The sequence below is a fragment of the Vitiosangium sp. GDMCC 1.1324 genome (assembly GCF_003044305.1).
Lineage (GTDB): Bacteria > Myxococcota > Myxococcia > Myxococcales > Myxococcaceae > Archangium.
Genome location: NZ_PZOX01000022.1, coordinates 66434 through 79869, shown reverse-complemented (window position 1 = coordinate 79869; position 13436 = coordinate 66434). Strand labels below are relative to the sequence as shown.

9 protein-coding genes are annotated in these 13436 nt (G+C 67.8%); 4 read left to right on the top strand and 5 right to left on the bottom strand.

The genetic code is table 11. From position 1 onward, the window contains the following. The first annotated feature begins 27 nt into the window (after window positions 1–27). The gene (locus DAT35_RS44220; RefSeq protein WP_108075355.1) at window positions 28–1584 is read left to right on the top strand and encodes a TldD/PmbA family protein; all 1557 of its coding nucleotides are present in this window, start codon (window positions 28–30) and stop codon (window positions 1582–1584) included. A gap of 14 nt (window positions 1585–1598) precedes the next feature. Beyond that, window positions 1599–2933 carry a TldD/PmbA family protein gene (locus DAT35_RS44215; protein WP_108075354.1) on the top strand — a complete coding sequence of 445 codons (1335 nt, stop codon included), beginning with the start codon at window positions 1599–1601 and terminating at the stop codon, window positions 2931–2933. A gap of 62 nt (window positions 2934–2995) precedes the next feature. Here DAT35_RS44215 and DAT35_RS44210 read toward each other — a convergent pair whose 3' ends face one another. The 5 genes from DAT35_RS44210 to DAT35_RS44190 form a co-directional block, all read right to left on the bottom strand. After that, a complete protein-coding gene (locus tag DAT35_RS44210; protein ID WP_108075471.1) occupies window positions 2996–3367 on the bottom strand; it encodes a VOC family protein in 372 nt (123 codons plus the stop codon). A 138-nt stretch (window positions 3368–3505) separates the two neighbouring features. Continuing rightward, window positions 3506–4903, bottom strand: coding sequence for a hypothetical protein (locus DAT35_RS44205; protein ID WP_108075353.1), 1398 nt, complete (start codon window positions 4901–4903; stop codon window positions 3506–3508). Window positions 4904–5009: 106 nt separating this feature from the next. Further along, the gene (locus tag DAT35_RS44200; RefSeq protein WP_199243184.1) at window positions 5010–6545 is read right to left on the bottom strand and encodes a hypothetical protein; all 1536 of its coding nucleotides are present in this window, start codon (window positions 6543–6545) and stop codon (window positions 5010–5012) included. 81 nt (window positions 6546–6626) lie between these two features. Next, window positions 6627–8648 carry a hypothetical protein gene (locus DAT35_RS44195; protein ID WP_108075352.1) on the bottom strand — a complete coding sequence of 674 codons (2022 nt, stop codon included), beginning with the start codon at window positions 8646–8648 and terminating at the stop codon, window positions 6627–6629. Beyond that, on the bottom strand, window positions 8648–11020 hold the full coding sequence (locus tag DAT35_RS44190; RefSeq protein ID WP_108075351.1) for a bifunctional UDP-sugar hydrolase/5'-nucleotidase: 2373 nt from the start codon (window positions 11018–11020) through the stop codon (window positions 8648–8650). Before DAT35_RS44190 ends, DAT35_RS44195 begins: the two co-directional genes overlap by 1 nt. A gap of 120 nt (window positions 11021–11140) precedes the next feature. Between DAT35_RS44190 and DAT35_RS44185 the strand changes: the two genes are divergently transcribed. Together DAT35_RS44185 and DAT35_RS44180 are read left to right on the top strand one after the other, a co-directional pair. Beyond that, window positions 11141–11815 carry an NUDIX hydrolase gene (locus DAT35_RS44185; RefSeq protein WP_108075350.1) on the top strand — a complete coding sequence of 225 codons (675 nt, stop codon included), beginning with the start codon at window positions 11141–11143 and terminating at the stop codon, window positions 11813–11815. Between the two features lie 55 nt (window positions 11816–11870). Beyond that, the gene (locus DAT35_RS44180) at window positions 11871–13262 is read left to right on the top strand and encodes an MFS transporter (RefSeq protein WP_108075349.1); all 1392 of its coding nucleotides are present in this window, start codon (window positions 11871–11873) and stop codon (window positions 13260–13262) included. The last annotated feature ends 174 nt before the right edge of the window (window positions 13263–13436 follow it).

Below are 13436 nucleotides of genomic sequence, written 5' to 3'. Positions count from 1 at the left end.
AGAGTCATGGCGGGAGGAAAGACCGGGATGACGCGACGTGACTTCATTGGCTACGGCACGACGGCACTGGCGGTGGCGGGAGCGGGCGAGTTGCTGTCCGGCTGTGCGACGACGCAGCGGGCGGGCCCGGGAGGGCCTGGAGGCGGCTCGGATGGGCCGTCGAACTCCATTGGGTACTTCGCCCGCTTCGGCGTCACCGAGAACCTCATCCGCGAGACCCTGATGGCCGCCCTGTCGCGCGGCGGGGACTACAGCGACCTGTTCTTCCAGCACCGCGTCTCCACCTCCATGGCGCTCGAGGACGGTGCGGTGAACAAGGCGTTCACCACCGTGGAGCTCGGCGTGGGCGTGCGTGTCGTCAAGGGCGACCAGACGGGCTACGCCTACACCGAGGAGCTCACGCTCGACGCCATGCGCAGCGCGGCCCGGACGGCGGCGGCGATTGCGGATGGACCCTCGCGGGCCGGCCCCCAGTCCTTCCACCTCTACAAGGACATTCCCCAGCGCTACGTGCTCAAGCTGGGCTGGGACGCGGTGCGCCCCGAGCAGAAGCTGCCCATCCTCGAGGGACTGAACGCGGCGGCCTTCAAGGCGGATCCGCGCGTCTCCAAGGTGACGCTGTCGTTCATGGACGAGCACGGCGCCGTCCTCGTGGCCGACAGCAACGGGCGGCTCGTCGAGGACGTGCAGCCCATGACGAGCCTCTACCTGTCGTGCGTGGCCGAGCAGAACGGCAAGCGCGAGCAGAACACCTACGGTGTCGCCGGGCGCGCGGGGCTGGACTTCTACTCGCCAGAGCGGCTGGACCGCGTGGTGCGCGAGGCGGTGAACCGCACCACCATCCTCTTCGAGTCCACGCAGCCGCCGGCCGGAGAGATGCCAGTGGTGCTCGCGGCGGGCTCCTCGGGAATCCTCCTGCACGAGGCCATCGGCCACGGCATGGAGGCGGACTTCAACCGCAAGGGCACGTCCATCTACGCGGACAAGATCAACAAGCCGATTGCCCACCCCTTCGTGAACATCGTCGATGACGGCACGAACGAGCACGCGCGTGGCGCCATCAACGTGGACGACGAGGGCAACGTGCCCGACAAGACGATGCTCGTGGAGAACGGCGTCCTCACCACGTACCTCCACGACTCCATCTCCGCGAAGCACTACAAGGTGAAGCCCACGGGCAACGGCCGGCGCGAGAGCTACCGGTTCGCGCCGCTGCCGCGCATGCGCTCGACGTACATGCTCCCGGGCCCGCACAAGCGTGACGAGATCATCGCCTCGGTGAAGAAGGGCATCTACTGCTCGAACTTCACCAACGGGCAGGTGAACATCGGCGCGGGTGACTTCACCTTCTACGTGAAGAACGGCTACCTCATCGAGGACGGCAAGCTCACCCGGCCCATCAAGGACGTGAACATCATCGGCAACGGGCCGAAGGTGCTCGAGAAGGTGGACATGGTGGCGGATGACCTCGTCATCGACGAGGGCGGCTGGACGTGCGGCAAGGATGGCCAGGGCGTTCCGGTGTCCCAGGGCATTCCCACGGTCCGGGTCGCATCGATCACCGTGGGCGGACGCAATTCGTGAGGGAGGAGGCCACCATGAGCACGACGAACACGAACCTGGCGGATGTTGCGCGGCAGGCAGTCTCCCTGGCGCGCGAGAAGGGAGCCTCCGAGGCGTCGGCCACGGCGGGCCGCACGCGCGAGGTGGAGGTGCAGTGGCGCGATGGCCGGCTGGACAAGGTCTCCGAGGCCACGACGCGAGGCCTCTCGGTGCAGCTCTACGTCGACGGGCGCTACTCCGCGGTGTCCACGAGCGACCTGCGCCCCGAGGCCCTGGAGCGCTTCATCTCCGACTCCATCTCGATGACGCGCGCGCTGGCGCGTGACGAGTACCGCCGGCTCCCGGAGCCCGAGCTCTACGAGGGACGCTCCCTGGTGGACCTGGCCATCGAGGATCCGCGCCAGGAGAAGCTCACCGCCGACGAGCGCCAGCGCTTCGCCCGCGAGCTCGAGGCGGCCGCCCGCTCGGCCGACACGAAGGGCGCGATCCTGTCCGTCACCACCGGCTTCGGGGACTCGCTCCGGGAGATGTTCCGGGTCAGCTCCAACGGCTTCGAGGGCGGTCTCCGTGGGACGCAGTTCGTCGCCTCGGCCGAGGTGAGCGTCAAGGACGCGGATGGGCGCCGGCCGGAGGAGAGCGACTACGCCGTCGCGCGCTTCTTCGAGGATCTGCCCGACGCGGGCACCCTGGGCCGGCGTGCCGGGGAGCGGGCCCTGGGGCGGCTCGGTGCGACCAAGGGCGCGTCGGCCGTGCTCCCGATGGCCGTCGACAACCGGGCCGCGGGCCGGCTCGTGTCCATGCTCCTCGGGCCGATGTCGGGTTCGGCGATTCAACAGAAGCGCTCGTTCCTCGACGGGAAGCTCGGCCAGAAGGTGGGCAGCGATCTGCTCGTGCTCACCGACGAGCCGCACGTGAAGCGGGGCCTTGGCTCGCGCCTGTTCGACGGTGAGGGCATCACGGCCCGGTCGCTGCCCCTGTTCGAGGGGGGCACGCTCCGCTCCTACTTCATCGACACCTACTACGGCCGGAAGCTGAAGACGCGTCCGACGACGGGGGGCGCCTCGAACCTCGCCTGGAAGCTCGGGGCGAAGGGTCAACCCGCGCTCCTGGCGGACCTGAAGGAGGGCATCCTCGTGACGGGCTTCCTCGGTGGCAACTCGAGCTCCGTCACCGGTGACTTCTCCCTCGGCATCCAGGGCTTCCGCGTGCGGGGCGGGAAGATCGCCGAGCCGGTCAGTGAGATGAACATCTCGGGCAACCAGCTCGACTTCTGGAAGCGGCTCGTCGCGGTGGGGAGCGATCCCTACGCTTACAGCGCGCTGCGCACGCCCACCCTCGTCTTCGAGGGCGTGCAGTTCGCGGGCGTGTAGTCCCGCGGGGTGACGCCCCCTCTCCGGCGAAGGGCTGGCCGGGGAGGGGAGACGTCCAGGAACTACGCGGGCTCGATGAAGTTCAGGCGGTAGCCGTCGGGATCCGAGATGACGATCTCCCGTGTGAACCACGGTTGGACGGTCGGCCCATCGACGGTGGCGCCCTGCGCCCGAGCACGCGAGGCCACTTCCTCCAGGCCCACGGCGCCAATGCGGAATCCCAGCAGCACGCCCACGCCTCGCGGGCCCTGAAGCCCGAGCGCCGGGGGCACGGCGACCAGATACACCTCCGCCTGGTTCTCCCAGCGCAGCTGGATGAAGGGCGGATCCGCGTTCACCCGCTTGAAGCCGAGCGCCTCGTAGAACCGAGCCGATCGCTCGGCGTCCGACACGAGCACCTTCACGAAGGACGACAACAGCTGATCGCTTTCCATGGGCGCCGTCTGTACCACGAGGCCACCTCCGCCGCGCACGGGCTCCTCGGCGGAGTCGGTGCTGGAGACAGCCGATTGCTGGAGCTGTCACACTGCGGGTATGGACTGCTTCAGAAGGGCCATTGAGCGCGGGGAGCGTCATCCCTCCTGGGTGACGTACAGGAAGGCGATGCACATCTCGTCGTCCGTGCCCTCGCCCCAGTTCAGGTCCGCCACGGCGGGCACCGGCGCTCCATGGTGGGGGAGGAAGCCCGCGTTGTTCCAGTGGCACTCGAGGCGCAGGTCCTCACCGGGCGAGACACGCACCGGCCGCTGCAACGAGTACACGCCCTGCCAGTGGAAGTCCCACTCGGGAACCTCCAGCAGGCACGCGCTCTCCTTGCCCGACTTCTCGACGGTGAGCACCGCCCGCGTGCCTCGCCGGTGCATGTGCAGCCCCGCCCCGTAGATGGTGAAGGCCGCATCGTCCCGGAGCTTCTCCCTGCTCGCTCGCGAGGCCGCCTCGAGCGCGTCGTAGGAGAAGATGTGGACGACGTCGGTCTCTCCCTTGGGGATGGACATGCTCCTGTCCCGGACCCATCGCGGGTCGGTGAAGGGGAGCATGAAGGCCTCGTGCTCCACCGAGCCGTCCAGCTTCAGCAGCAGTTTGGAGACGTCCGGCACGGGAGCGGCGGACGAGGTGTTGTAGTGCATCTGCATCACCAGCTTGGAGCCCGGGCGGATGCGCACGCCCGTGCCGGCGGCGAGGTCCGCTCCTTCTCCGCCCGGCACCCAGCCACCCACCAGCGTGGCCACGGGGGTGCCCTTCGGAGTACTCGGAAGGGTGGGGCCTCCGGGGCACGAGAAGCCGGGTCCCGGATCGGCCTCGTCCGCCCGTGCGTAGGTGTCCACCTCCTCGGGCGGCACGCTCGCGATGAGGACATGGTGCACAAGCTCCGTCTGGCCCGGCACCACTCCGAGGCCGGTGATGAACTTCTCCTCGGTCTCGGGCCAGTCGAGGAGGAAGCAGCGGTACTCGTCTGGAGCGAGCTGGGGCGTGTAGGGCTCCGGCATGACCAGCTCGAGGTCCACCCGGGTGAGCCGGCTCTCGGTGGGGGTCTCCTGGGGCGCGTCGCTTTCGTTGCCCAGCGGGGCACCAGCACGTACCCAGTCCCGAAGGAGGGCGATCTGTTCGTCCGAGAGCGAGCGGTCGTGGTCGTACTGGTTGCAGTCGCGGTGGGGCGGCCAGGGAGGCATGGCGCGCTCACACACCGAATGAAGGATGGCGTCCTTCATGCCCTGGACCTGCTGGGGCGTCGTCAACGCGAACGGGGCGATGCCTCCGTTCTGGTGACACCCGGCGCATTTCACATCGAGCACCGGTTTCACGTCCCGGTAGTACGTCACCTCACGCTGCGAGCTGCTGGGCTCGGCACACACGTCTGGAAGGGGAGGGGAGGGCTCTCGGGGCTTCTCCGTACAGGCGGAGACGGCGAGGGCGCACAACACTCCTGGCAGCCAGGTCCTGGCTCCAGGCGGGGGGAGGAGGAGTCGCATGGCCCCCACCGTAGGGACAGGGCATTGAGGAATGATGGAGGCGGAAATGAAAAGGCCCCGGGTTCGCGGAGAACCCGAGGCCTGGAGTCATGAACGGGCGGGGCGTCTAGAAGCGCGCCTGCAGCAGCATGTTGAAGCCCAGCGCGTGGGGCTTCTCGAAGCTGGGCTGCGCGACGCCGAGCACGTCATCCCGGAAGGTCGTCCGGTTGCGGTCGTAGGTGTAATAGACCTCGCCCACGGCGGCGACGGTCTCGGACAGGTCCCAGCGGAAGGTGCCCTTGGCCGAGATGATGGGGAGGGCCTGGCAGATGTCGTTGTCACTGCCGCACGTGGTGGGGAGGATGCTCAGCACGTTGACGTCACGCACGACCACGGTGCGCGTGCCCGTGAGCCCCGGCGGCGGGTTGTTGCCACCGAAGAGCGGATCCGGGCTGCGGAACGACGCCGGCTGCTGCACGCCGAAGATGAAGCCCGGGGTCAGGTGCAGCGAGGCGATGTTGAAGTCCGCGCCCGCGGCGACGAACATCTCCGGGTTCACCTCGGTGCCATCCGGGAAGTCGCTGAAGGGCGGCAGGCCGGGCACCTCGAACTGGATGAAGGACAGGCTGCGGTAGAGGCCCAGCACGTGGAAGCGCCACTGGTTCCACTTGAAGCGCGCCTGCGCCGCCACCGCGGTGGCGTCCTGCGGCACCGTGCGGCCGAACACGTCCGGGTCCGACAGCGTCTGCACCAGGTAGCTGCCCTCGAGCGACAGCGAGAACGACAGGCCGCCCGGGTACTGCTCCGGAGCGAAGAAGCGCTGGTAGACGTCCGGATCATTCTTGTACAGCTTGAAGTCCACGCTGGTGCCCACCGGCACGCCCACGTGGTAGACGGCCTGCGCGGACACGCCCGCCGAGTTCACGGGCGCCTCGACTCCCAGCGCGGCCAGGCCCGGGACGATGCCCTTCTGGAAGTAGCCGCCGCCCGCCTCGATGCGCAGCGTCTCCAGCGGATCCCACCCGGCGCCGAACATGAAGCCGTAGAGCGTCTCCTGCTCCTTGATGATGTCGTTGAGCACCAGCGCCGTCTTGGCGCCCGCGAACGCGTACCACTTGTCGCGGGTGATCTGCAGCTTGGCGCCCGGCACGCCCGCGGCGGTGGAGCGGGTGGTGAAGATGCCGCTGCCGCCCCAGGAGATGCGGTAGGCGTAGCCCAGCCGGAAGCGATCCGCGGACACCGGGAAGCCGGTGAGCGACAGGCCCTCGTTCTCACCCCAGCCCGGAGGCCGGTAGTTGAGCCGGATGTAGCTGGAGTTGTCGCGCAGGGTGATGCTGCCCGAGGGCTGCTCCAGCAGCAGCACGGTGAGGGCGGCCTCGGTGGTGAGGCCCTCGAAGAACGCCGGCATCTTCTTGTAGAGGACGATGTTGGACAGCGTCTCGAAGCCGGAGAACCGGGTGTTGAAGTTGTCGTAGAACTGGGTGTTCTGGATGCCCGCGCCGAACCGGGCCGTGGGACTGTTGGGAGTCGTCTCGCCCGCATTGGCGAAGACGTTGTCGTCCGCGAAGGCGAACGACAAGCGGGTATCGACGAAGTCTCCGGCCCATGCGGGTGCGGAGAGGGTCATCAGTCCGGTCAGGGCCAGCGTGCGCAGCGTTCTCAAAGTCCCTCCAAGGGGCGGCGGGGGGCGCCGCTCCTTCCTGCGCCCCGGGGAGTGGGGCGCTCACTTCGTTACGGCACTACTTCACTCACAAGGCTTGATGGGGCTCGGGCACTGCATTCCGGGCCCCGGGTAGCAACAGACGTCGTCCGCGTCGCGCGGCAGCACCATCCAGCGCGGCCGGGCCGCCTGGATCTGCTTCAGGTGGCCCACCACGTCGAAGGTGGCCCCGTGCAGGTAGCGGCACTGCAGCGCGCGAGTCTCGTTCGCGTCGTTCTCGTCGCAGTCCACCCTCAAATCCGGCACGGCGTCCCGTGTCATGACGAGCACGCGGCTGTGGGTGTTGCGAGACACGTAGCAGCGCGGGGCAGGGGTGGACGCGGCCGGGAGCTTCTGCGCCAGGAAGGCCACAGTGCCCTTTCCGCCGCTGATGATGACGTCCTTGCGCGTCTTCGCCGGCAGCAGCTCGTCCGTGTTGGCCGCGGTGACGGTGCTGCCGCCGAACCGGAAGTACGTATCCAGGTCGCACCAGACGCTCACCTCGGTGCCGTCGTCGTAGCTCGTCGCGGTCTTCGCGGAGGCGGTATCGGAGAGGAGGACTTCCTGCCAGCGGCCGGCCAGCGAGTCATCCAGACCGGCCGCGCGCGGCCCGGGCCCGGCCATCTCCACCACGAACTGGCCGAAGCTGTTGTACTGGGTGCGCTCGGTGCAGACGGAGTTCAGGTAGGGGCCGGTGCCGATGGTGCACTCGATGTTGCACTGGACCTCGTTGTTGTCCAGGGGAGCGGTGGTGCCGCAAAAGGTCCACGCACCGCTGCTGCTGCAGAAGAAGGGCACCTTGCCATCGCCGTTGAGGTCACAGTCCTTGAAGAACTTCGGGAAGCGCACGCGGCGCAGCTTCACGAGCGCCGACTCCATGCTCTCCAGCTTCAGGTTGCTGTTGTAGTAGCCGCAGAGCGTATCGACGCTCTGGGGCGCCAGCTGGTTCTTATGCCCGCAGTGGCGCAGGTTGAGCTCCACGGGCGGGTTGAGCTTCAGGTACTTGTTCCACTGGTCCGGCGGCAACTCACGCACGTGCTCGCGCACCGTCCACGAGGGGAAGGTGAGCTGCGTGGTGGAGGTGAACTCCTGGAGGGAGCCGGACAGTGTCCACAGCAGATCGCCCGCGTTGAGCCCCTCGGGGAAGCTGTAGTTGTAGACGAACATGGAACCGTAGGTTCCGGGCAGGTAGCCACTGGGCTCGGGCACGTTCACCTGCGCGGCCGAGCTGGTGTCCTCGGGGATGGGGCAGGAGGTGAGGTCCGTGACGAAGAATCCCGAGGGATCCGTCCCCGTCACCAGCAGCGTGACGGGCTTGGCCGGCTGGGGGTCCACCTTGCCGTCGCCGTTCAGGTCGATGTCCGGGCAGTTCTGGTACTGGACGGAGCCGGACTCGGGCGCGCGGCCGATGGTGACGAACTGTCCTGTGAAGGGCGAATAGCGGTTCTCGTAGCCCTGCGGCTGCTGGACGGCGGCCAGCGTGGGCTCCTGGAAGAAGAGCGTCGCGGAGGTGCCGGCGGCGTAGGTGCGCGAGCCGGGCTCCACCGGGAGCTGATTCACATTCCCCGCGATGCCGCCGTCGACGTAGCGGGGCTCGACGGGCTCGTCCAGCGCCCAGACGCGCACCTCTCCATAGACGTGCTGGGCCCGCAGCTTGCCGATACCGCGGCCCTTGGCGAGCGTCGTCCAGGTGTAGGTGTAGTTGTCGTCGGCGATGTCGCCGGGCACCACCTTGAAAGCCACCGGCCCGTTGAAGTCGAGCGCCTTGCCGCTCTTGTCCAGGGCGGTGACGTCCACCACCAGCTCCACCTGGCCATTGGGGACGATGTAGCGGCAGTCCTCCTTGCCGCGCACGTCGAGCGGGACCTGATCCAGCCGGGTGCCGTACTGCTTGATGCAGGAGGGGACCACGGAGAGCGGCTGGAGGCTGTCGCTGCTGCTCACCGCGGAGATGCTCTGCACCACCACCCGGAACGAACCCAGGTTGGAGTTGCTGGGGGATTCCACGGAGTAGCAACCGGAAACGGAGGCCGCGGTCGCGGCCATGAGGAGCCAGTGCTTCTTCATCACTTCACCTTGCGGCCGATACGGCCGTCCTCGGTGGCGTTGGCGACGGGCATCTTGGTCGGAGTCTCACAGAAGTTTCTGAGCTGCTGGGTGACCGAGCCGCACTCCTGGGCGCCCGCCAACGCCTCGCGACAGTAACAGCGCCCGGTATAGGGCCCCTGGGGCACGTTGCACATGCTGCGGATCTTGTCCGGCGTGAGCCCCTCCACGTGGCAGCGCTCGGCCGCGTCGGAGGGCAACGAGAGGAGATCCTTGCAGGAGCAGTCCCCCACCTTGACCGCGAGCGCGTCCGCGAAGGCCTGTGTCTGCTTGCAGAAGTTGACGACCTGCGAGCTCACAACCCACTTGCCATCCACGAGCGAACCGCAGCGCTCGCCCGTCGAGGACGTCTCCCGGCCCGCGTTGATGTCGTCGCAGTTGCAGAAGCCCTGCATGTAGCCGATGAGCGAGTCGCGCAGGGAGATGCCCGTCTCCACGCGCGTGGTGTTGCGCTTGAGGACGCTGAAGCCCGAGCCGCCCTTGGCGATGTAGTCGTTCACCGCCACGCGGTACATGCCATTGGGGTTGATGGGGCTGCCGTTGATGGAGACGTCCGTGGCGGGGTGGGCATAGCAGCGGTCGCCATCCAGATCCTGGAGGCACTGCCAGGGCGCGTGGCCCTCGCGGCCCTCCTTCGGGCAGTCCTCGGCGTTCTTCGAGGGCTCGCACGGGATGCGCAGGTCGTTGATCTGCACCTGGGCGCAGTCCATGGTGAAGCGCGCGCCGGAGACCTGCGCCTGGCTGACGCAGCCGCGCTCGGAGGAGCGCTCGGCCACGAAGTCGAGCATCTCCTGAATTTCCGTGCCCGACAGGTACATGATGTTGATGGTGTTCTCGAAGGGGAACACGTTGAACATGGCCTCCTGCGTCACCACGCCCGCATAGAGGCTGTCGCGAATGCCGAGCGAGTTGGTGAGGGACATCTCCGCCTCCACTGCGCGGCGCTTGCGCATGGAGTCTGCGGTGATGTTGCCCAGCGGCGAGTCACCGCCCGTGGAGTTGTTGCGGCGCGACACGTCACTGGGCGCGTAGGAGAAGATGGACGTGAGCTGCAGGTTGAAGTCCATGCCCAGCAGGTAGGGCTGGAGCAGGTCTGTGGTCTCCCGGTCCTCCTGCTGCTGGCACGCCGCGATGGCCTCGCGCACGCCCGGGGCGTTGATGAACTGGCCCGTGTCCCAGAAGTTGTCCTGGTAGTACGCGCGCATGGCGTCATTGCACCACAGCCCGTCCAGCGGGGAGACGCGGTAGGTGTGGCTGACCACCTCGGCGCCATCCTGCGTGCGGTCCTGATCCTTGGGCACCTTCACCACCAGGTCCAACCGGCCCACGTACTTGGCGAAGGCGCCCGAGTGCGCCAGCAGCACCTTGCGGCCGCTCGGGTCGGCCAGCTCCTGCGGCGGGTTGAGCACCACGTGCAGGTGGCCGCCCAGCACCACGTCCAGGCCGGACACGCCGGGGATGAACACCTTCACCACCGCCTTGGGGTTGCCCTCCAGGTCGGGGTCGGCCCACTCGAGCACCTGCCAGCGGTCGTGATCGCGCTCGATGAAGGGCTTGGCGCGCTCGTACTCGTAGTAGGCCTCGTAGCCGCGGATGAGATCCTGGTCCTCGGTGAGGCCCAGGTGGCTGACCACCACGATGAGGTCCACCACCGGGCGCAGTACCTCCACATAGGCGCGTGCCGCCTCGTTCTGCTCCAGCGGGGTGGCCTGCAGCGAGTTGCCACCCTCCGTCAGCGAGTTGAGCGAGGAGATGTTCGCCATGCCGATGATGCCCACCTTGAGGCCCTGGACGTTGCGGATGACGTAGGGGGTGGTGTTGAGCGCGGCCTCGGCGTTGCCGGGGTCCTTGGGGCTGTCCCAGGCGTAGTTGGCGGCCATCAGCGGGAAGGTGGCGAAGTCCCGCGCCTTCTGGACGAAGTTGGCCAGGCCGGCGTCGAACTCGTGGTTGCCGATCACCGCCGCGTCCAGCCGCATCTTGGACAGGAAGCGGAACTCGGCCTCACCGCCGTTGACGTTGAAGATGGGCGCGCCCTGGAAGCAGTCGCCCGAGTCCAGGTGCAGCAGGCGCTCGGAGCGCTTGCGCTCGCGCTTGAGGACGGCCGCCATGCGGGTGGCCCCACCGAAGGGACCCGCCTCGGGGATGATTCCCAGGTCCGTATCCGTCTTCAACGGAGAGAAGTCGTAGGGGATGAGCCGCGAGTGGATGTCCGAGGTATGCAGGATGGTGAGCCGGACTTCCTGACCGCTGAGGTCGACATCCTGCCCCTCCATCACGGGCATGCACGAGGAGCAGAGCAGGACACAGAAGAGTCCGAGCAGGAGACGTCGCATCGGGGGCGGATCCGGGGGGCTTGAAGAATTTGAATGCTAGACGACGTCGCAAGGTACGAGATCATCTCGAACTGAGCAAGCAACGTCCCGGCGTCAGGGTGTTCGGGTAAGGGAGAACGCATGCGTTCGAGCAGCCAGTCTTCCGTGACGGATATCGAGGTAATCGAGGATTTCTCGTCGACGGCGAAGTGCGACGAGGGTTTTCTGCGAGTGCGGCGTCTGAGGTGCCAGAACCGGCGCGCGGACGGGACGGCCTCCAAGGTGTACCGGGTGGACGTGGTGGATCGCCCGCGGCTGGACGCGGTGGCGGTGCTGGTGTTTCGCCGCGGCGCGTCGGGACTGGAGGTGTTGACGCGGATGAACCTGCGGCCGGCGGCGTATTTCCGGAGAGGCAAGGAGATGACGGTTCCGGATGGGGCCACCTACCTGCGGGTGGAGGAGATTGTCGCGGGGCTGCTGGAGCCGGAGGACAAGGGGGAGGCGGGGCTGAGGCACCGGGCGGCGGAGGAGGTGCTCGAGGAGGCCGGCTTCGACGTGAAGCCGGAGGAGATCCAACTGCTGGGGGCGGGCTTCTTCCTGGCGCCGGGCATCCTGTCGGAGAAGGTCTTCCCGGCGGCGGTGGACGTGACGGGCAAGGAGCAGGGCGTGCCGCACGGAGACGGTTCACCCCTGGAGGAGGGCACGTACCTGCAGTGGAGGCCCATCCGCGAGCTGCTGGCCATGTGCCGGAGCGGGGCCGTGCCGGACGCGAAGACGGAGATCGCCCTCCTGCGGTTGCTCGCCGAGCAGGGGTGATGGAGGAGAGGGTCTGATTGTCGGGAGCGCGCCGGGCGGGTAGGGTGCCCGGCGCATGCACGACGCTGCCCCCTCGTCCTCGTCGCCGCGGCCGGAGTATTCGCGGGCCTTCCGCTTCCGCCGTGCCCAGAACTGGCTCACGCTCGGAACCATGTACGCGGCCATGTACATGGGCCGCTACAACTTCTCCTTCGCCAACGCGAGGCTGTCGGAGACGTACGGCTGGAGCAAGGCCCAGGTGGGCGCGATCATCAGCGCGGCCACCCTCATCTACGGCATCTCCGCCATCTTCAATGGTCCGTTCGCGGATCGCATCGGCGGACGCAAGGCCATGCTGCTGGGGGCCAGTGGCGGGGTGGTGTTCAACCTCGCCTTCGGCCTGGGGGCGTACCTGGGCTTCCTGGGCACGGGCACGGTGCTGCTCGGCTACCTGGCCACGGTCTGGTCGCTGAACATGTACTTCCAGTCCTACTCGGCCCTGGCGCTCATCAAGGTGAACTCGGGCTGGTTCCACGTCAGCGAGCGCGGGGTGTTCTCCGCCATCTTCGGCTCGATGATTCAAGGAGGCCGGGCGCTCATCTACTTCGTCGGGCCGCTGCTGGTGCTGGCGCTGCCCTGGCAGTTCGTGTTCTTCGTGCCCGCGCTGGTGATGACGACGCTGGCGGTGCTCACCTTCCTGTGGGTGCGTGACGCGCCGGACGAGGCGGGCCTGCCCCCGCTGGACACGGCGGATGCCTCCAGCGGCTACACCGGCAAGGTGGACCTCAAATACGTGGCCAGGGTGGTCTTCACCAACCCCGTCACCCTCACCATCGCGGTGGCCGAGTTCTGCACCGGCTTCGTGCGCCACGGCTTCGAGCAGTGGTTCCCGCGCTACATGCAGGAGGCCCAGAAGCTGCCGCTCGACAGCCCCATCTTCCAGAAGGGCGCCACGGGCGTGGTGCTCGCGGGCATCGCCGGTGCGTTCGCCGCGGGTTTCATGTCCGACCTGCTCTTCAAGGCGCGCCGGCCGCCCGTGGCCTTCATCGGCTACGTGCTGCAGGTGGGGTGCATGGCCATCATCTGGAAGGCGCCGAGCGTCGACCTGGTCATCGCCGCCTTCGTGGTGAACTCCTTCTCCATCAGCATCGTGCACTCCATGCTGTCGGGTACCGCGTCCATGGACTTCGGCGGGAAGAAGGCCGCGGCCACGGCGGCGGGCATGTTCGACGGCATGCAGTACGTGGGCGGCTCCGTGGTGGGCGCCGGCATGGGCTGGCTGCTGGACAACTTCGGTTGGGGTGCCTGGGGGCCGAGCATGATCGGCTTCTCCGCCATTGGCGCCGTCCTCATGCTCACCCTGTGGAACGCCCGGCCCAAGGCGCACTCGGCCCAGGCCGCTCCGGCGGCTCCGCTCCCCGCCGCCGCCCCCTCCCACGACTCCTCCCGGACCGGCACCCAGGGCTGATGTCCCGTCCCTCGCCCGAGGTGGGTGTCGGGCCTGCTCACTCGTAGTCGACTACGAGTGAAGATGTTTTTATCCCACATATTTGTGAGGCTGCGCTCGTCGTCGACGACGAGTGGGCCGCATCGGGAAGTCCGGAAGGGGTTCGAGCCGGACGGACAGCCGGGACCGCGACGT